The 18,293-nt window shown below is 66.5% G+C and carries 18 protein-coding genes and 3 tRNA genes; 5 read left to right on the top strand and 16 right to left on the bottom strand.

Annotated elements, in window-relative coordinates; genetic code table 11:
• Positions 1–33: 33 nt before the first annotated feature.
• Entirely contained in the window at positions 34–393 is a 360-nt protein-coding gene (locus tag DBV14_RS11255) for a hypothetical protein (protein WP_124459271.1), read from the top strand.
• 67 nt (positions 394–460) lie between these two features.
• On the opposite strand, the gene DBV14_RS11250 is transcribed toward DBV14_RS11255, so the two are convergent.
• The 4 genes from DBV14_RS11250 to DBV14_RS11240 are packed head-to-tail and all read right to left on the bottom strand — an operon-like array spanning position 461 to position 4,936.
• Positions 461–2,743: a penicillin acylase family protein gene (locus DBV14_RS11250; protein ID WP_185545995.1), complete on the bottom strand. Its 2,283-nt coding sequence runs from the start codon at positions 2,741–2,743 to the stop codon at positions 461–463.
• Positions 2,744–2,787: 44 nt separating this feature from the next.
• The gene (locus DBV14_RS33395; RefSeq protein ID WP_185545994.1) at positions 2,788–3,180 is read right to left on the bottom strand and encodes a Rid family hydrolase; all 393 of its coding nucleotides are present in this window, start codon (positions 3,178–3,180) and stop codon (positions 2,788–2,790) included.
• Between the two features lie 42 nt (positions 3,181–3,222).
• On the bottom strand, positions 3,223–3,924 hold the full coding sequence (locus tag DBV14_RS11245; protein WP_124459269.1) for an aspartate/glutamate racemase family protein: 702 nt from the start codon (positions 3,922–3,924) through the stop codon (positions 3,223–3,225).
• 13 nt (positions 3,925–3,937) lie between these two features.
• Complete coding sequence (locus DBV14_RS11240) at positions 3,938–4,936, bottom strand: tripartite tricarboxylate transporter substrate binding protein (RefSeq protein ID WP_124459268.1); 999 nt, start codon at positions 4,934–4,936, stop codon at positions 3,938–3,940.
• A gap of 59 nt (positions 4,937–4,995) precedes the next feature.
• On the opposite strand from DBV14_RS11240, the gene DBV14_RS11235 reads away from it, so the two are divergent.
• A complete protein-coding gene (locus DBV14_RS11235; RefSeq protein WP_124459267.1) occupies positions 4,996–6,084 on the top strand; it encodes an AraC family transcriptional regulator in 1,089 nt (362 codons plus the stop codon).
• A 12-nt stretch (positions 6,085–6,096) separates the two neighbouring features.
• Here DBV14_RS11235 and DBV14_RS11230 read toward each other — a convergent pair whose 3' ends face one another.
• Entirely contained in the window at positions 6,097–6,657 is a 561-nt protein-coding gene (locus DBV14_RS11230; protein ID WP_260396979.1) for a peroxiredoxin-like family protein, read from the bottom strand.
• A 115-nt stretch (positions 6,658–6,772) separates the two neighbouring features.
• Here DBV14_RS11230 and DBV14_RS11225 point away from each other — a divergent pair, with 115 nt between their 5' ends.
• Both DBV14_RS11225 and DBV14_RS11220 read left to right on the top strand, forming a co-directional pair.
• Positions 6,773–7,417: a TetR/AcrR family transcriptional regulator gene (locus tag DBV14_RS11225; protein ID WP_124459265.1), complete on the top strand. Its 645-nt coding sequence runs from the start codon at positions 6,773–6,775 to the stop codon at positions 7,415–7,417.
• A 126-nt stretch (positions 7,418–7,543) separates the two neighbouring features.
• Positions 7,544–8,842, top strand: coding sequence for a DUF418 domain-containing protein (locus DBV14_RS11220; RefSeq protein WP_124459264.1), 1,299 nt, complete (start codon positions 7,544–7,546; stop codon positions 8,840–8,842).
• 9 nt (positions 8,843–8,851) lie between these two features.
• Here DBV14_RS11220 and DBV14_RS11215 read toward each other — a convergent pair whose 3' ends face one another.
• Positions 8,852–10,666 carry a bifunctional UDP-sugar hydrolase/5'-nucleotidase gene (locus DBV14_RS11215; protein WP_124459263.1) on the bottom strand — a complete coding sequence of 605 codons (1,815 nt, stop codon included), beginning with the start codon at positions 10,664–10,666 and terminating at the stop codon, positions 8,852–8,854.
• A 92-nt stretch (positions 10,667–10,758) separates the two neighbouring features.
• Positions 10,759–11,235 (bottom strand): hypothetical protein, encoded by a 477-nt coding sequence (locus DBV14_RS11210; RefSeq protein ID WP_124459262.1) that lies wholly within the window; start codon positions 11,233–11,235, stop codon positions 10,759–10,761.
• 189 nt (positions 11,236–11,424) lie between these two features.
• On the opposite strand from DBV14_RS11210, the gene DBV14_RS11205 reads away from it, so the two are divergent.
• Entirely contained in the window at positions 11,425–11,640 is a 216-nt protein-coding gene (locus DBV14_RS11205) for a hypothetical protein (protein ID WP_124459261.1), read from the top strand.
• A gap of 97 nt (positions 11,641–11,737) precedes the next feature.
• Here DBV14_RS11205 and DBV14_RS11200 read toward each other — a convergent pair whose 3' ends face one another.
• The 9 genes from DBV14_RS11200 to DBV14_RS11165 all read right to left on the bottom strand — a co-directional run bounded on the left by DBV14_RS11200 (position 11,738) and on the right by DBV14_RS11165 (position 18,288).
• Complete coding sequence (locus DBV14_RS11200) at positions 11,738–12,157, bottom strand: HU family DNA-binding protein (protein WP_124459260.1); 420 nt, start codon at positions 12,155–12,157, stop codon at positions 11,738–11,740.
• A gap of 812 nt (positions 12,158–12,969) precedes the next feature.
• Positions 12,970–13,125, bottom strand: a complete 156-nt coding sequence (locus DBV14_RS33390; RefSeq protein ID WP_185545993.1) for a hypothetical protein — start codon at positions 13,123–13,125, stop codon at positions 12,970–12,972.
• Between the two features lie 143 nt (positions 13,126–13,268).
• Positions 13,269–13,345: transfer RNA gene (locus DBV14_RS11195), tRNA-Asp, on the bottom strand.
• Between the two features lie 69 nt (positions 13,346–13,414).
• Positions 13,415–13,490 (bottom strand) — tRNA-Glu (locus DBV14_RS11190).
• A gap of 54 nt (positions 13,491–13,544) precedes the next feature.
• Positions 13,545–13,620, bottom strand: a tRNA-Ala gene (locus tag DBV14_RS11185).
• A 36-nt stretch (positions 13,621–13,656) separates the two neighbouring features.
• A complete protein-coding gene (gene gltX, locus DBV14_RS11180; RefSeq protein WP_124459259.1) occupies positions 13,657–15,045 on the bottom strand; it encodes a glutamate--tRNA ligase in 1,389 nt (462 codons plus the stop codon).
• A gap of 10 nt (positions 15,046–15,055) precedes the next feature.
• A complete protein-coding gene (locus DBV14_RS11175; protein ID WP_124459258.1) occupies positions 15,056–16,276 on the bottom strand; it encodes an O-succinylhomoserine sulfhydrylase in 1,221 nt (406 codons plus the stop codon).
• A 10-nt stretch (positions 16,277–16,286) separates the two neighbouring features.
• Positions 16,287–17,789, bottom strand: a complete 1,503-nt coding sequence (purF, locus tag DBV14_RS11170) for an amidophosphoribosyltransferase (protein WP_124459257.1) — start codon at positions 17,787–17,789, stop codon at positions 16,287–16,289.
• A gap of 13 nt (positions 17,790–17,802) precedes the next feature.
• Entirely contained in the window at positions 17,803–18,288 is a 486-nt protein-coding gene (locus tag DBV14_RS11165; RefSeq protein ID WP_124459256.1) for a CvpA family protein, read from the bottom strand.
• Positions 18,289–18,293 lie beyond the last annotated feature (5 nt).

Genomic DNA, 18,293 nt, shown 5'->3' with positions numbered 1-18,293 from the left:
ACTTTCAGGGGCGAGGCACTAGGAAATATCTCGATGGCAAATATCAAGCAATCCATGGACGACCTGATGACCTGCGACGGCGCCCTGTGCGCGGCGCTGGTCGATTCGAGCAGCGGCATGATCCTCGGCCAGATCGGCTCGGGTGTCGACCTCGAAGTGGCCGCCGCCGGCAACACCGAAGTGGTCCGCGCCAAGCTTCGCACCATGCGCGACCTGGGCTTGAACGATGTCATCGAAGACATCCTCATCACGCTGGGAAAGCAGTACCACATCATTCGCCCGATGCAGAAGAAGGAAGGCCTGTTCGTGTACCTCGTGCTGGACAAGGCCAAGTCGAACCTGGCACTGGCGCGCCGCAAGACGCTGGACGTGGAGCAAGGCCTGGCACTCTGACAAGAGCCTTTGGTCCGCAATCGCCCGGGGCCCTGGGCCTTCGGGGCGACTGCGAAAGCCGGCGCCGCTACTCGCGCAGCGTGAGCAGCTCCAGCTTCGGATCGGCCGCGATCTCGGCATCGGTGAAGGGTGGCGTCACCAGTTGCTTGCGCGAGAAAAGCGCCAGCTGATCGTCGTGGTGCGGCGAGGCCGGATCGGTCGATTGACCGCTGGCCACCATCACCCGCGCCACCAGCTTGTCCTGTACCCAGGTGACCACATGCACGTACGAGGTGCCGGCGATGATGTCGCCGTAGCCGTCCTTCGTCAGCGGCGCCCCCTCGAGCGCATTGAGCACGCCCTGCCCACCCGGGCCGCCATGCAGCGGCACGCGTCCGTGCGGCGTGGGCCGCGCCAGCATGTCGCCCCAGCGCTCGTCGCCGCGCAGGCCCAGCGCGTCGAGCGCGACGGCTGTGTCGCGCATGGCGGCAACGATGCCCGCCGTGACGCCCGGGGCCGTCGATACCGGCCGCACGCGGAACGGGCGCGCCGGGTCGTAGGGCTCGGCGTACAAGCCGGGCACGGCCTCCAGGCGCGAGCCCAGTTCGGTGAACAGCAAGGCGCCACGGCTGTCGATGTTGTGGCGCCGGTCCCATGCCGACAAGATGCCGCAGGCGCGCTGCACCACTGCATCGCCCGCCGCACTCGTGCATGCGGCAAGCACGGCGTCGAGCGTGGTCTCGGCCAGGTAGTTGCGGTTGCCGAACACCATGTCGGTGGCCTCGGCCGTGTCGATGCGGCCATCGGCCAGGCTGTCTTGGATCTGCCGCTGCGACATCAGCGTGCGCGCGCCCGGCGGGGCCTTCGCGCTGCCCAGCAACAGCGAATAGCCATCGAGTTGCTGCCCCACCAGCGAGAGGCTGTAGCTGTCGTTGGCGTTCTGCACGATGCCGCGCGTGGCCAGCGCCGGAATGCGGCTGGCCGGCGCAAGGCGCGGTTGGCCATCGGCGCCACGCACCGCGCAGGCACTGCGGCGGCCATCGAGCGCTGCCGGCACCGTGGCATCGTCGGGCGGCGGCACGACGGCGCAGTCGCGCAACGCGGCATCGCCGATGTCGAGCAGCGGCCCCGACTCGATGTACATCGCCTGTCCCTGGCTGTCGCCGGCGATCAGGTGCGCGGTGATGCCGCGGTTCTGCACCACCGCTTTCTCGAAGCCGGCGATGTCGCGCGCCTTCGCCACTGCGAGGATCTGGTCGAGCGCGCGTGCATTGCCCACGTTGGGGTCGGTCACGGCATGCCATCCGGCCGGACGCCCCGTGTCCGCCGGCAATCGATAGAGCGGCCCCAGGTGCGAGTACGGCAGGCTGTAGCTTTGCGTGCGCACGCTGCCGTCGACCTGCTTGACGCGCAACTCGACGGTCTTCATCTCGAGCGCGTGCGGCGCGCCGTCGACCGTGTACGAAGGCCTGGCGCCGCTCGTCACATCCATCGCGATCAACAGCGGATAGGTCACGGTCGATGGTGCCTCGATGCTCCAGGCCAGGTGCTGCGTGAAGCCCGAGAGCGGCAACGGCAGGCCCAGGAAGTCAGCCCCCATCACGTCGATCTCGCCCGGAATGGTGAGGTGCATCTGGTGCATCAGCAGCCAGTGGTCTTGCCACAGCGTGTGCGGGTTGGCGACCATGATCGAAGTGTTCGTGCCCGTGGCTTCGGCGCCGTAGGCCCAGGCATTGCTCGCCATCTGCTGTGCGGGTGGCCGGTCGGCGGCGGCCTTTGCCACCGGCGGCGCGCCCAGCTGGTCCCACGTCGATGCCGATGCGTAGGCTGCCACGCCCAGCGCCTTCCACAGCGAGCCCACCTGCATGGTGGCGCGCAGCACGTCGCTGGCCTTCATCCGCGGCGGCTCCATGCCCTTGCAGGCGGCGGCGCGCGCTTCGGGCGTCATGTCGCGCAGCAGGCGGTTGAAGCCGGCCGCATAGCCTTCCGCGAGCTGGCGCGCATCGGACGAGAGGCCTTTCCATGCGGTCTCGACTTCGGCGTCCGACAGCTGCACGCGATAGAACAGGTCGCTGTCGAGATTGGGAATCTGCAAGAAGGCCACCACCGCCACGCCATCGGGGCCGAAGCGTTCCGAGCGTTCGCCGCGCAGCGTGACCACGCGGTCGGCAAGCAGGCACAGCTGGTCGCGCGCCACGGCGTAGCCTTGGCCATAGCCAAGGCCTGCGTAGTCTTTGGCCTTGACGTGCGGCAGGCCGTACTGGGTCCAGCGCACCTCGGCGCTGTACTTGTCGGCCGGCGCTGGCGGAACCGGTGGCACCGGCCCGCCGAAGAAGCCGCCGCCACCGTTGCTGCCTCCGCAGCCGGCCACGACGCATGCCACGGCGCAGAGGCATGCACGCAGCGCGGCCTGCGTCACGGCCGCCCCCCAACTACCGGCTGGCTCTTGCGCGCAATGACCTGCATCTCGACCCACGCCTCGGGCACGGCGATGCCGGCCAGCATGGCCGTGCCGGTCGGCTTGCAGGGCAGCACCTCGGACAACGTCTTCACGACCGCGCCCAGGTGCTCGGCCCCGGCGACGATCAGCGTGTAGTTGACGATCTGCTCCAGCTGGCCGCCGCAGGCCGCCAGGTACTTCTCGATGTTGCGCACCATCAGGCGCGTCTGGTCTTCGGCGCTGACCGCGAGCTTCTGCGTGTCGTAGTCCATGCCGATGGTGCCCGAGACAAAAATCCATTCGTCGTCGAACATCGCGCGGCTGTAGGGCGCATTGACGAAGGGCAACGGAAAATCGGCGATCTGCATGCGAGGGTCTCTCTTTCTTTCTCTGTGGAAGCAAGGGCCGGCTCAGGGCCGGAGCATTTCGCGCACGATGGCGCGGGCGTGGATGTCGGTGGAATCGAAAAGAGGCGCGGGGCACGCGATCCAGGGCTTCACGCCACTCAGCTCGGTGCAGCCCAGCACGATGCCTTCGGCGCCGCGCGCCACCAGCGCATTGCACAGCGTCGAGACCATGGCGGCATCGGCGCGGTCGACCTCGCCGCGCGCCAGCGGCCCGAAGATGGCCGCGTCGAGCGTGCGCCGCTGCGCCGCGTCGGGCAGCACCAGCTCGAAGCCCGCGCCCTCCCCCAGCATCTGGCCGAAGAACGGCGCGTCGAGCGCAAAGCTGGTGGCGAGCAGGCCAAGGCGGCGCATCGACGGATAACGGGCCGCCGCTTCGTCGGCAGTTTCTTGCGCCACATGCACCAGCGGCACGCCGGCCGCGGCCTGCACCGCGTCGGCCGCGAAGTGCCCGGTGTTCGCAAGAATCGCGATGAGCTCCGCGCCCGCGGCACGTGCCTGCCGCGCGGCGGTTTCCATCTGCGCGCGCGCATCGTCGCGGCGCCCCGCCGTCATGGCGGAAAGAATGCCGGCGAAGTCCAGGCTCACGATCACGCAGCGGGCCGAATGCACGCCGCCGAGTTCGCGCTGGATGTGTTCGTTCAACAGACGGTAGTAGCTGAGCGTGGAGGGCCACGCGACGCCTCCGATCAGGCCCGCGGTCTTCATGGTGGGCGCCCTTTCAGTCGAGCTTGAAGCCGAGCCTGCGGATCACCGGGCTGTAGCGGCCCAGGTCGCTGTCGATGCGGGTCTTGAGCGCGAGCGCGCTGGTCTGCCCTGCGGGTTCGAAGCCGAACACCAGCAGCTTCTCGACCACGTCGGGCTGGCGGATGGCCCAGTCGATGCCATCGCCCACGCGCTTCGCAATCTCGGGCGGCAGGCCGGCCGGCCCGACCACGCCGAACCACACCGAGAAGTCGACGCCCTTGTAGCCCAGCTCGTCGAGCGTGGGCACGTCGGGCAGGCCCGAGAAGCGCCGCGCCGAGGTCACGGCCAGGATCTTCGCGCGCCCCGCCTTCACGAACTGCACATAGGGCGCCATGCCGTCGAAGGCGGCGTCGATGTCGCCCGCAATGGTGGCCTGCGCCACTTCGGCGCTGCCCTTGTAGGGCACGCGCGTGGTCTCGATGCCCGCGCTGCGGTTGAACTCTTCCAGCGCCATCTGCGACAGGATCGCGGCCGCGCCGATGTTGATCTTGCCGGGGTCGGCCTTGGCGCGCCTCACCAGTTCATGCACGTCGCCCACGCTGCCCGGCTGGGTGCGCGCGATGACGGCCGTGGGCGACGTGATGGCCAGCGCCACCGGCGTGAAGTCCTTGCGCGGGTCGTACGGCAGGCGGTTGTAGAGCGAGGGGTTCAGCACGAAGGTCTGGTCGATGGACCACAGCAGCGTGTAGCCATCGGGCTGCGCCTTCATGACCTCCTGCGCGCCGATCAGCGTGTTGCCGCCCGGCTTGTTGTCGACCACCACCTGCTGGCCCAGCTGCGTCTGCAGCTTGGCGGCGATCAGCCTCGCGGCCACGTCGGCACCACCGCCCGCCACGAAGGGCACCACCAGGCGAATCGGCCGTGCGGGCCATGCCGCGGCAGCCGAGCCCTGTGCCGTGGAAAGCACCGGCAGCAGCCCCGCGGACAAGGCCGCCAGGAGCCCCAGAAACCGGCAGACACGTCGAGCATTCATCCATAAACTCCGTTCAAACCAAAGTGTTGCAACGCTAACGCCGCAGGGCAGGGTTCTCTATGCCGATCCAACCGCAGACTGTGCCGATCCAGCCTTCTTCGTTCGCCGCCACCGCGCTGCGCGAAGACGACTTCAATGCCGCGCTGATCCGCCTGCCCTCGGACCGCCCGCTGGCGCTCCCGGCCCTGCACGATGGCGCCAGCCGCGAGGTGCGCTGGCCCAGCGACGGTGGCCGCATCCTGCGGCTGCGCACCGTGCCGTGGGAAGGCGCCAGCGCGCTGTACTTCGACTTCCGGCTCAACGACGACCTGCATGTGCAGCTTCCCCCGGGCGACGAGCTGCTGCTGACCTTCTTCCTTTCGGGCCACGTCACTGGAGAGATCGGCAGCACGCAGGGCCGGCCGCTGGACTTTCGCGTCGACCGTGCCCTGCTGCGCACGCCCAACCGCGACGGTGGCTACCTCATTCACATTCCCGGCGCCTGCCGCAACAACTTCGTGCAGTTCCGTTTGCGGCGCGAACTGCTGCCGCGCTGGCTGCATGCGCTGGGCGTGCGGCTGCCCGCGCGGCAGATGAGCGAGCTGGTCGAGCGCGACGACGGGCGCGTGCTGTGCAATGCGGCGCTCACGCCGCGCGTGCGCGACTGCCTGGCACGCATTCGCGACGAGCCCACCGACCGCCCGGCCTTCGTGCCGCTGTTCCATGCGCGCGCAACCGAGCTGCTGACCTGCGTGCTGCTCGACCTCGACCAGTTGCTGCGCCCCGCGCGCTCCGACGAACGCGACACCAGCAGCGGCAACAGCGCCGCGGCCGGCACGGTGCGCAGGTTGCGCGCGCTGCTCGGCGAGGCGCCCGCGCGTGCGTGGACGGTCGACGAACTTGCGCAGCGCCTCGACCTTCGCACCAGCCGGCTGCAGTCGCATGTGCGTGAGGCCGAGGGCACGACCGTCTACGGCTTGCTGGTCGCCGAGCGGCTGGCACTGGCTGCGCGCCTGCTGCGCGACACACAGCTCAGCGTGCAGGCGATCGCGGCGGAAGCGGGGTGGGAGTGCCACGGCCGTTTCACGGCCGCATTCCGGCGGCACCACGGCGTGGCACCGCGCGACTACCGGCTGCGGCAGGCGCCGGCAGCAAACACAGGGGCCTGACGGGCAGCGGTTCTACTCGGCGTTCGGCAAGGCACTCGCGCGCCACGGCTTCGGTGTGACGTGGCCCGCATCCGCCGCGAGCTTCAGCAGTTCGTCGGCGTCCCACTGATCATCGGCATGGGTGCCGTAGTTGCACGCGACGACTCTTCCCCCGCTGTCGATGAGAAAGTCGGCCGGCAGGCCGGTGATGCCGTTCTCGGCCTTCCTGTAGAAACGGCGCGACGCCAGCACCCAGCGCATTCCGCTCCAGAACACGCGAGGGTTCAGCAACGCAAGCACCGAGTTCTCGACACCGAACTGCCGGTAGTGCTTCTTGCCCAGGTCGGCAACGCAATCGAACGGAAGTTGCGCCTGGTACTTGCGCATTTCTTCCTTCGACGAGTGGAACAGCACCACCTGGTGAATGCCTGCTGCCTCGATTTCCGGCTGCCGCCGGGCCAGCGTCATGAGGTGGAAGTTGCAGACAGGGCAACCCGCGAACCGGCGAAATTGCAGATGAACGAATCGCGCCGACGGGTTGGGGATAGCAATCGATCGGCCTGCGATGGTTTGCAACGCGATCGCGGGAGCCATGTCGCCAGGCAGGAGTTTCATGATTTGATTCCGGGTTATGAACGGGCATCGCCAATTAACGTACACCGTACGTATAGAACTATACTTTTGCTTTTGAAATCCGGTCAAGGAAAACATGGGCCGTCCCGCAAAGTTCACCCGACCCCAGTTGCAAACCGCAGCCCTGGCCATCGTCGACGCGCACGGCCTTGCCGGCCTGTCGATGCGTGCCCTGGCCAGCGCGCTCGATACGGGTGCCATGACGCTGTACAACTACGTCTCGCAACGCGAAGAGCTCGACGTGCTGGTGGTCGAGGCCGTCATCGGCGAGGCACGCTGGTCGCTTGCAGGCGACGAGAGCTGGGAACAAGCGCTCCAGACCATCGCCTTCGCGCTCTGGCATGCGGTTCGGGCGCATCCGCATGCGATTCCCCTCATCCTCACGCGGCGCAGCCGTTCCCCGGCCATGCTCGAGGCGGCGGAGGCCATGCTTCAGGCATTGGCAAGAAGCGGCCGGTCGGGCCAGGCGCTGCTGGTGGCTTTCCGTGCCGTGTCGGCGCTCGTCATGGGCGTGGCGCAGGCCGATCTCGCGGGACCGCTCACGCTGCAGGCGGGCGAGTCCGCCACGGACACCATCGCGCGCTTCCAGGCGCTGCCGAGCGAGCGTTTTCCGCTGCTGATCGAAATCGCCACAGCCGCCACGCGCAGCGATGCCGAAAGCGAGTTTCGCGCGAGCCTGGCGCTTCTTGTCGCGGGACTTCGCCTGCCCCCGACCGAATGAACCGATCGAATGAAGAAAGAGCGCGCAATGTTCATGCAATGCTGATTCATAGCATCGCGAAACCGGCGCCAGCGGCTTCGTCCTGAAACTCGCAACCGTGCGCCTGCCTCCCACACGCGCACCCCGATGACATTCGACCCCGCAAGCCTGCCGCGCTACGCCGCCGCCGGCGGTTCGTTGACCCACCCCAGCGCCACGTCCGATCGCGGACGCGCATCGCCCGCCGCCGGCATTCGCCGCCTCGAACTGCTGGACGCGCTGCGCGGTTTCGCGCTGTTTGGCGTACTGATGGTCAACCTGCGCAGCTTCTCGCTCTACGAATTCCTCACCCCGGTCGCACAGGCGGCGTTGCCCACCGCCGCATGGGACCGTGCGATAGAACTGGCGATGGAACTGCTGGTCGATGCCCGCGCGATCACGCTGTTCTCGCTGCTGTTCGGTGTCGGCTTCGCGATGCAGATGCGCCGCCCGGAGGCCAGGGCGGAGGGCACGCGCCGGTATGTGCGGCGCATGCTGATCCTGCTGGCCATCGGCCTCGTGCACGCCTGGGTGTTCTGGTGGGGCGACATCCTGCGCTACTACGCGGTGTTCGGGCTGGTGCTGCTCGCCTTCACCCGGTTGTCGCCGCGCATGCTGGCCGCGCTCGGCGTGTTCGTGGCCGTGGCAATGCCGGTGCTGCTGCAGCCGGTCGCACCCGACCTGCTGCCGCCACAGATCAGCCCAGCGCAATCGGCGGCGGGCGCCCTGGCCGCTTTCGGCAGCGACCAGTGGTCGACCATGCTCGACGGCAACCTGGCGCGCGACATGCGCATGCGCATCGCTGTGTGGTGGCTGCCGCTGTTCGTGTTCGGGCGCCTGCTGATCGGCATGGCCATCGGCCGCGCGGGCGTGCTGCAGGAGTCGGTGGCGCACCGGCGCTTCTGGGTCCGGCTGTTCGCCGCGAGCCTGGCCGTGAGCCTTGTCGCGACCGCGTTGCTACTCCTTCGGGACCATCACGCCGCAGGCGCGGTGGGTGGATGGCTGCGCGGCGGCGATGCGGGCAAGACCGTGACGCGCCTGCTGCGCCACACCGCGCCGCTGGCGCAGGGCGTGTTCTACATGGCCGCCTTCGTGCTGCTGTTCCAGCGCGCAGCCTGGCGGCACTGGCTGCGCAAGCTCGCGCCGATGGGGCGCATGGCGCTGACCCACTACCTCGCGCAAACGCTGTTCGGCCTGGGCCTGTTCTACGGCATCGGCCTGGGCATCGGGCCGCGCTTCGGGCTCGTGGCGGTTGCGGCCTGCAGCGTGGCCATCTTCGCGCTGCAGGCGTGGTTCAGTTGCTGGTGGCTGGCGCGCTTCAGGTTCGGGCCGGCCGAGTGGCTGTGGCGCAGCCTGGTCTACGGGAAGCCGCAACCGATGCGGCTGGTGGCCGTGGCCACGGTCTGAGCGCCGGGCTCAGGGCAGCACGGTGATGCGGTCGGTGGCCGGGGGCACCAGCGGGCTGTGCGCCTTGATGTAGGCCTCCAGGGCGTCCACGTCCTGGTCGCCGCCCAGGGTGTTGGTGCCCTGGTTGAAGACGGTGAAGTTGTCGCCGCCGGTGGCCAGGAAGCTGTTCATCGTGACGCGGTAGAACGCCGCCGGATCGATGGCCGTGCCATTGAGCGCCAGCGCGCTGATGCGCGAGCCTGCGGGTGCCGAGAGGTTGTAGGCATAGGTCAGCCCGCGCGAAGGCAGCAGCACCTTCGGCGCGGCGGTGGTGTTGCTGCCGCTGTTGAACTGCTGCTCCAGCACTGCGTTGATCTGCGCGCCGGTCAGGGTCTTCACCACCAGGCTGTTGCCGAAGGGCTGCACCGCGAAGATCTGGCCGTAGGTCACGCTCTGGTCGGCGGCGGGCGCCAGGTCGGCGCGAACGCCGCCCGGGTTCATGAAGGCGATTTGCGCGGCGCCCTTGCCGGCCGGGCTGGTCGCCTCGAGCTGCGCATCGGCGATCAGGTTGCCCAGCACGCTTTCCCTGGACGGGGTCAGCGTGCGCGTTGCCGTGGTGGTGAGCGAGCCCACCACGCGCTGCACCAGCGGCCCGGCAATGGCCAAGTACTGGCTGATCAGCGAGGCCACTTCCTGGTTCTTGCCGAAGCTCGGGTACTGGTCGGTCAGCGCGACGGTGGTGGCGCCGCTGGTGTAGGCCTCGCCCTGCACGATCACGTTGTCGGCGGCCTTGGCCGTGACCTTGCGCGTGCGGGTGTCGATGCTCAGGTTGATGTCTGTCAGCAGCGTGCCGTACTGGCCGGCGCTGGTCAGCAGGAAAGGCTTGGCCGGGTTGATCTTGCCGTAGTCGCACACGTACGAGCGGTGCGTGTGGCCGGAGATCACGACGTCGACCGCGGTGTCGAGCTTGTCGAGAATCGGCAGGATGTCGCCGCTCAGGCCGGCGCAGCTCTTGTCGTTGTAGCCCACGCCGGTGATGCCGCCTTCGTGGATCACCACCACGATGGCATCGGCGCCCTGCGCCTTCAACTGCGGAATCAGCGCGTTGGCCGTGTCGGCCTCGTCCTTGAAGCTCAGGCCCGCAACGCCGGCCGGCGTCACGATGTTGGGCGTGCCCTTCAGCGTCATGCCGATGAACGCCACCTTCACCGTGGCACCGCCCTTGGTGAAGCTCTTCATGCCGGTGGCGGGAAACAGCGTGTTGCCGTCGGTCTTTACCGTGTTCGCAGAAAGGAAGCCGAAGTTGGCGCCCGGAAAGGCCTTGTTGACGCGGCAGGGCTCCAGCGCGGTGTTCTTGGCGCAACCGCCGTTCTTCATGCGCAGCAGTTCGGTCTGGCCCTTGTCGAACTCGTGGTTGCCGACTGCGTTGAAGTCGATCTTCATCGCGTTCACGGCCTCGATGGTCGACTCGTCGAGGAACAGCGCCGACACCAGCGGCGAGGCACCGATCATGTCGCCGGCCGACACCACCGCGTTGTTTTCGTTCTTGGCCTTGAGCGACGCCACGGCCGAAGCCAGGTAGGCCGCACCGCCGGCGGGCACCGACACCGTGCCGCCGCCCTTGGCCGGCGCGGTGATCGACATCTTGGGCGGCTCGAGGTTGCCGTGCAGGTCGTTGAAGGCGATGAGCTTCACGTCGATGCTGCCCGGCGTTTCGGGCGTCGCCGGCGCGGCGGGTGGCGGCAGAAACGGAAAGAAACCATTCGAGTTGCTGCTGCCGCCACAGGCAGTCAGCGTGGCCAGGACGACACCCGCCACTGCGAGGTGCTTCAAAGACGAATGCATGGACCTTCTCCTCTGTTTTCGGATTCGGCGGATGCTGGGGCCGGCAGATGACGACGCCGTGAATCCCTTTGCCCCGTGGGCCCGTGGGCTCTTCAGGGCAAGGCGATCAGGCGCGTGGCCACGCCGGGGCCGAAGGCGGTTTGCAACAGCGCACGGGCCTGGGCGCTGCGCTCGTCGGTGAGCGGCGGCACGGCCAGCCAGCCTTCGGCGGATCGCCGTTGCAGGTGCCAGCCCTCCTGACCGAGCTGGATGAGCTTCGCCAGCGCCGCTGCGTCGGCAACCGGCAGTGCCGTGGGCGTGATGTCGAGCCAGTCGGTCACCTGGTCGGACTCGCCGCCGAGGCGCGCCGCGGCACCTTCCGCCAGCGTGCGTTGCGTGGCCTCGTCGGGCACGCTGCCCTGCAGGACGATGCCGCCACCGTGCCAGCGGATTTCGAGCGCGGGGCTCGACGTCGCGATGCCGATGCTGCTGCCCCGATCGGCCGTGAAGTGCCATGCAATGGTGCCGGCAACCACGAGTGCCAACAGGCAAGCCATCGGGATGGCGAAGACCCAGAGTCGCTTCTTCATTCAAGCCTTGCCGTGTCTGTCCGCTGCGCAGCGGGAGAAATCGGCGAGCGTGCCACGCCGTGCGTGACGCCGATGTGACCAACGCGCACGGCCGTCCGGCCTACACGCTTTGCCAGAGCCCGACGACCCGCAGTTCGCGCCAACGCGATAAGCTGGTGTTCCCGCCCCCTACACCCGAGGAACGAACCTATGCCAGCGAACGCGAAAGTCACCGGAAATGTCGAATACCGGGCCGGAGACGGTCCCCTGATCCTCATTCCCCTGGGCCCCATCGAGGTCGAACTCGCGCCTGACAGCGCGGTGCTGAGCTGGGGCGATGCCGGCAGCACGCAGACCACGGCGATCCCCATCGCGGAATACCAGCGCTACCTGAGCGAGGGCGTGATCGAGCCCATGCAGCCCTGAGACTGCGGCCTCTTGCGCCGCGCGCACAAAAGCAAAAAAGGCCCCTCGGGGCCTTTTTCAGTTTCTGCATATGCGGCTCAGGGCCGCAATGCATGACTTACTTCTTCTTTGCAGCCACGGCCTTCTTGGCGGCGGGTGCTGCTGCAGCCTTCTTGGCTGCTGCGGGCTTGGCGGCGGGCTTTGCAGCGGCCTTGGCAGCCGGCTTTGCGGTCACGGCCTTGTCGGCCTTGCGCTTGGCAGCCTTCGGGTCCACGGCAGCCTTGAAGGCAGCGCCCGGCACGAACTTCGGCACCTTCTGTGCGGCGATCTTGATCTTGGTACCGGCGCTGGGGTTGAAGCCCGAGCGTGCGGCGCGCGCCACTTGCTTGAAAGTGCCGAAGCCGACGATCTGCACGGGGTCACCCTTCTTCACTGCGGCGACGATCGAGCCGGTGACGGTCTCGAGAATGCGCGCGGCTTCAGCCTTGCTGACGTTGTGGGCAGTGACGATTTTTTCGACGAGTTCGATGCGGTTCAACTGAGTTCCTATTAGGTTTGATTTCGCCATGTTGCCTATGGCGGCGCAGCACGAATACAAGCTGCAAGCGGGGCGGAGTTTATTCGACTGCGAGAGGGCCTACGCAACGGACTCGATTTGAAGACCCTTCGATGTGTCGTTTTTGCATCGTTTTCGCTTGGCGAACGCGTGAGGCGAATGCGATCGGATGGCCTGTAGAAGCGCATCGGATCGTTTTCACGTGTGAGAACGAGAGCTTCGGAAGCCGCGGAAGAATTTGCATTGCTTACCGTCGCAGAGGTCGCGAAGAAAGTCGAATCGCACATCGCTTTTCGGGAAAAAACGGTTGTCCGCCACATCGTCGAGGTCGGGCATGAGCGCGCAATCGGGCCCGCTTGCGCGTGTCGACATCATCGGATCGGCTGCCTGAAGGGTTCCGTTGCGAAACGCAATCGAGCAACAGCGTCTTCTTCGCTTCACGCGGGGCCAGAGAGATCACGCACAACGGGCTGCTGTTGTCGCGGGTCGGACCCAACTTAATCCGCTCCTGCAGCCCATCGGCTATCGACACACCTGTCGCAGCGCATGCAAATCTACGGCACTTGCGCTCACGCGAGCAACAAGAGCGCAGTCGATTTCGCGGTGTCGAGCCGCAGCGTGAGGACCGATGAACTGACGGCCCGGATGGAATCGCGATGAGGCCGAGCGCGGCATTCGGCACGCCGCCTGAACCGTAGCGTCGCGCTCTCACCTCGCCTCCAGGGACTCGCGCACAACGCCAACAAAAAAACCGCCACGATTGCTCACGGCGGCTTTGAAGCTTCAGCGAAGTGCTACGCGTAGATCGACATCGCAATCAGGCACCCGACGATGACGAGACCTGCTGCGATGAGTCCAACCTTGAACCCTTGGTCGTCGCTCTTCAGCAGCCTCAACTCGAGGACTGCACCGGCAATGCGCAGCAACCAGAAGGAAAGAAATTCGCCCATGTGCGGCAGGTTACCGGACGCCAGGCCACATCGTCGATGCGCGCTGCAACGTTCGGGATCCGAGCGAGAGGGCTGCGATGAATTCAAGCAGGCCAGAAAGTGAAAAACCCTTGCAGCTCGAATGAACTGCAAGGGTTTCTGACTGGCGGAGTGGACGGGACTCGAACCCGCGACCCCCGGCGTGACAGGCCGGTATTCTAACCAACTGAACTACCACTCCTGGTAGACAACGTTCGCTTCTTGCGAAGCCGAGTGTTGACAACTCGTGCCCGCTTCACTTGCGTGAAACTGGCGACCCTACGGGGATTCGAACCCCGGTAGCCACCGTGAAAGGGTGGTGTCCTAGGCCTCTAGACGATAGGGTCAAAACCTTAGGAACCGTGCTGCGATCAGCACTTCTTCTCTTCTCGACACTTTAATGGTGGAGGTAAACGGGATCGAACCGATGACCTCTTGCATGCCATGCAAGCGCTCTCCCAGCTGAGCTATACCCCCGTGCCGGTGTCGAGCCTCAAATTATAGCCCGAAATTTCAGGCCTTTTTCAATCGTTCGATAACTTTTTCGCGGGAAAAAATTTCGAGGACTGAATCGAGGGACGGTGTCTGCGATGTTCCCATCACAAGCACTCGTACTGGCATCGCTAACACTGGCATTTTTAGTGCGTGTGTCGCGAGGACTTCCTTGATGATAACTGCGATTGAGGGCCTATCCCAGGTCACCGTCATCAATTTTTCTGCGAGCGTTGCAATCGCGGGCTTCACCGCATCGGTGATGTGCTGCGCGCGATCTGCATCGCTCACTTCGATGTCCGAATAGAAGGCCGCGGCCCAGCCGGCGAGTGCCACCGTCGTCTCGCAGCGGTCCTTGAACAACGCGCAGATTGCGGGCAATCTTTCATCGGCGACGATGCCGCGCTTTTGCAACTGTGCTGCAACGAGTGGTGCGAGTTCTTCGCCGGTCTTCGCCTTGATGTACTGTGCATTGACCCATGCCAGCTTGGCCGCATCCCATTGTGCGGGGCTCTTCGACAGGTGCGAGCCATCGAACCAGCTCACCATCTGCTCGCGCGTGAACAGCTCGTCGTCGCCATGGCTCCAGCCCAGGCGCGCGAGGTAGTTCAGCATCGCTTCGGGCAGGTAGCCGTTTTCTTCGTAGGCCGTGACGCTCACGGCGCCGCGGCGCTTCGACAGCTTCTGTCCGTCGTCGCCAAGAATCACCGGCACATGGCCGAACTGCGGCAGCGGTGCGCCGAGCGCGCGGAAGATGTTGATCTGCCACGGCGTGTTGTTGATGTGCTCGTCACCGCGGAACACGTGCGTGATGTTCATGTCCCAGTCGTCGACCACCACCGCGAAGTTGTAGGTGGGCACACCGTCGGGCCGCAAGATGATGAGGTCGTCGATCTCGCGGTTGTTGATGGTGATCTCGCCCTTGACGACGTCGTTCCACGTCACGTCGCCTTCGGGCGGATTGCAGAAGCGCACCACGGGCGGCACGCCTTCGGGCACGGGCGGCAGCACCTTGCCCGGCTCGGGACGCCAGCGGCGGTCGTACAGCGTTTTTTCGTTGCGCGCGCGTTGCGCTTCACGCATCTCTTCGAGCTCGGCCGGCGTGCAGTAGCAGTGGTAGGCCGTGCCGGCCGCGAGCATCTGCGCAATGACTTCGCGGTAGCGCTCCAGGCGCTGCATCTGATAGATCGGGCCTTCGTCGTAGTCGAGGCCGAGCCAGTGCATGGAGGCCAGGATCTGGTCGGTCGAGTCTTGCGTGGAGCGGGCCACGTCGGTGTCTTCGATGCGCAGCACGAACTCGCCGCCATGGTGACGTGCATAGGCCCACGAATAGAGCGCTGTGCGGGCCGTGCCCAGGTGAAGAAAGCCGGTGGGAGACGGTGCGATGCGGGTGCGAACTTTGCCGGTCATGAAACTCGATTCAGGAATTCAGGGTGCTCAGGCCGCGCTGCAGGTCGGCCGTGATGTCGTCGATGTACTCGAGGCCGACCGCGAGGCGGATCAGGCCCTGGCCGATGCCGGCGGCTTGCCGCTGCACTTCGGTCAGGCGCCCGTGCGACGTGGTGCCGGGGTGCGTGATGATGGTTTTGGTATCGCCCAGGTTGGTGGCGATGCTCACCACGCGCGTGCTGTTGATCACGTGGAAGGCATTGGCGCGCGCCGTCTCGGCGTCGTCGCCGATCACGTCGAAGGACACCACCGCCCCGCCCTGCCCCGACTGCTGGCGCATGGCCAGTTCGTGCTGCGGATGCGACGCCAGGCCGGGGTAGTACACGCGGGCAATGCCGGGCTGCTTTTCGAGCCACTGCGCCACGGCCAATGCATTCGCGCACTGCGCCTGCATGCGGATGCCCAGCGTTTCCATGCCCTTGAGCACGACCCATGCGTTGAACGGCGACAGCGCCATGCCGGCGGTGCGAACCACCGGACCGAACACGTCGACGATGAGCTTCGACGGACCGCAGATCGCACCGGCCATCACGCGGCCCTGGCCGTCGAGATGTTTGGTGCCGGAGTGAATGACCAGGTCGGCACCGAGTTCGGCCGGACGCTGCAGCGCGGGCGTGCAAAAGCAGTTGTCGACCGCCAGCAGCGCGCCGGCGCCATGCGCCAGGTCGGCCAGCGCCCGGATGTCGCACACGTCGGTCAGCGGATTGGTCGGCGTTTCGGCGAACAGCAACCTGGTGTTGGGCTTGAGGGCCGCGCGCCATTCGGCCACGTCGGCCTGCGAGACGAAGGTGGTCTCGACGCCGAACTTGGCGAACTCCTTGCCGAACAGGTTCAGCGTGGAGCCGAACACCGAGCGCGAGCAGACCACGTGGTCACCGGCCTTGAGCAGGCCCATGCACATCATGAGGATCGCGCCCATGCCCGTGGAGGCGCCAATGGCGGCTTCCGTGCCTTCGAGCGCCGCAATGCGCTGCTCGAAGCTGGTCACCGTCGGGTTGGAGGTGCGCGAATAGGTAAAGCCCGCCTCGGCGCCGGCAAAGCGGCGCGCGGCGGTCTCGGCATCGGGCTGCACGAAGCCGCTCGTGAGAAACAGCGCTTCGGAGTGCTCGCCGTACTGGCTCGGTGCGAGGCCCGAGCGCAGCGCGAGCGTGTCGCGATGCAGTCCGGGCGGCAGGGTTCGTTCGTCGGTCATTTCGCGGCCCTCACTCGCTCGGGTTGGGGAGCGCCAGGCGCGAAGAGTCTTCTTCGGTCTCTTCGACGCGGGGGCGGTTGCCGTTCATGCGCGAGATGGCGGCGGTGTCGATGTCGCCCGTCACGTAGACGCCGTCGAAGCACGAGGCGTCGAAGCCGTCGAGCTTGGGGTTGAGCGAACCGATGGCGCGCTTCATGGCGTCCACGTCTTGATAGATCAGCGCATCGCAGCCGATGAGCTCACGGATTTCCTCGATGGTGCGGTCGTGCGCCACCAGCTCGTCCTTGGTCGGCATGTCGATGCCGTAGACGTTGGGGTAGCGCACCGGCGGCGCGGCGCTGGCCAGGTAGACCTTGCGGGCGCCGGCGTCGCGTGCCATCTGCACGATTTCGCGGCTGGTCGTGCCGCGCACGATGGAGTCGTCGACCAGCAGCACGTTGCGGCCCTTGAACTCGCTGGCGATCACGTTGAGCTTCTGGCGCACCGACTTCTTGCGCACGCCCTGCCCCGGCATGATGAAAGTGCGGCCCACGTAGCGGTTCTTCACGAAGCCTTCGCGGTACGGCACGCCCAACAGGTGCGCGAGTTGCGTGGCGCTCGGGCGGCTCGATTCGGGAATCGGGATGATCACGTCGATCTGGTTCGGCGGCACGGTGGACACCACGCGCTTGGCCAGCGTCTCGCCCAGGTTCAGGCGCGCCTGGTAGACCGAGATGCCGTCGAGCACCGAGTCGGGCCGCGCCAGGTAGACGAATTCGAAGATGCAGGGGTTGAGCGTGGGCGCCTCGGCGCATTGCATCGAGTGCACCTTGCCTTCGAGGTCGACGAACACGGCTTCGCCCGGATCGATGTTGCGTTCGAACACGTGGCCCGAGCCTTCGAGCGCGACCGATTCGCTGGCCACCATGACCGTGCCGTCGGCGCTGCGGCCCATCGACAGCGGGCGAATGCCGTACGGATCGCGGAAGGCGAGCAGGCCATGGCCGGCGATGAGCGCAACCACGGCATACGAGCCGCGCAGGCGCTTGTGCATGTTCTTGACCGCGGCGAACACTTCGGCCGGGTGCAGCGGCACGCCGCGCGACGAGCGCTCCAGTTCGTGCGCCAGCACGTTGAGCAGCACTTCGGAGTCGCTCTCGGTGTTGGTATGGCGGTGGTCGGTGGAGAACAGCTCTGCGCGCAGTGCGTGCGCGTTGGTCAGGTTGCCGTTGTGCACGAGCACGATGCCGAAGGGCGCGTTCACGTAGAAGGGCTGGGCCTCTTCTTCGCTGTACGCATTGCCCGCGGTGGGGTAGCGCACCTGGCCCAGGCCCACGTTGCCCGGCAGCGCGCGCATGTTGCGGGTGCGGAACACGTCGCGCACCATGCCCTTGGCCTTGTGCATGAAGAACTTGCGTTCGAGCAAGGTCACGATGCCGGCCGCGTCCTGGCCGCGATGCTGCAGGAGCAGCAATGCGTCATAGAGCAACTGGTTGACGGGTGCGCTGCTGACAACGCCGACGATTCCACACATGAAACGATTCCTCTCAGGGCAGGTAGCTTGCCAATTTTTCAGGCAATGCGGGTTTCAGGCCCTGCAATGCCGCATCGAGAACAATGGCGCTGCGCGATTCATGCCACCAGGCACTGTCGCTCAACACCAGCAAATGAACAACGACCGCCAGCACGAGCAGGGCCACCGCACCCCGCGCTGCACCGAACGCTGCTCCCAAAATACGGTCCACCGGCCGCAGCCCCACCGCGGTGATCAGCTTGCGCGTGAGCGCGGCCACCAGGCCCACGCCAAACACCACGCCCACGAACACCAGCACGAAGGCCAGCGGATAGCGCCACGCGGCCTCGGGTTCGCCGAATGGCAGCCATGCCGCCACGCCGGAAGCCAGCCACTGGGCGGCGATGAATGCGGCCACCCAGCCGATCAGGGACATCACTTCGAACACCAGCCCGCGCATCAGGCCGAACAGCATCGACACCGCGATGAGCGCGACAGCAATCCAGTCGAACAAGGCCACGGCGA

It is taken from the genome of Variovorax sp. KBW07, from assembly GCF_003852515.1.
Classification (GTDB): Bacteria; Pseudomonadota; Gammaproteobacteria; order Burkholderiales; family Burkholderiaceae_C; genus Variovorax.
This window is presented reverse-complemented; position numbering and strand designations above follow the sequence as displayed.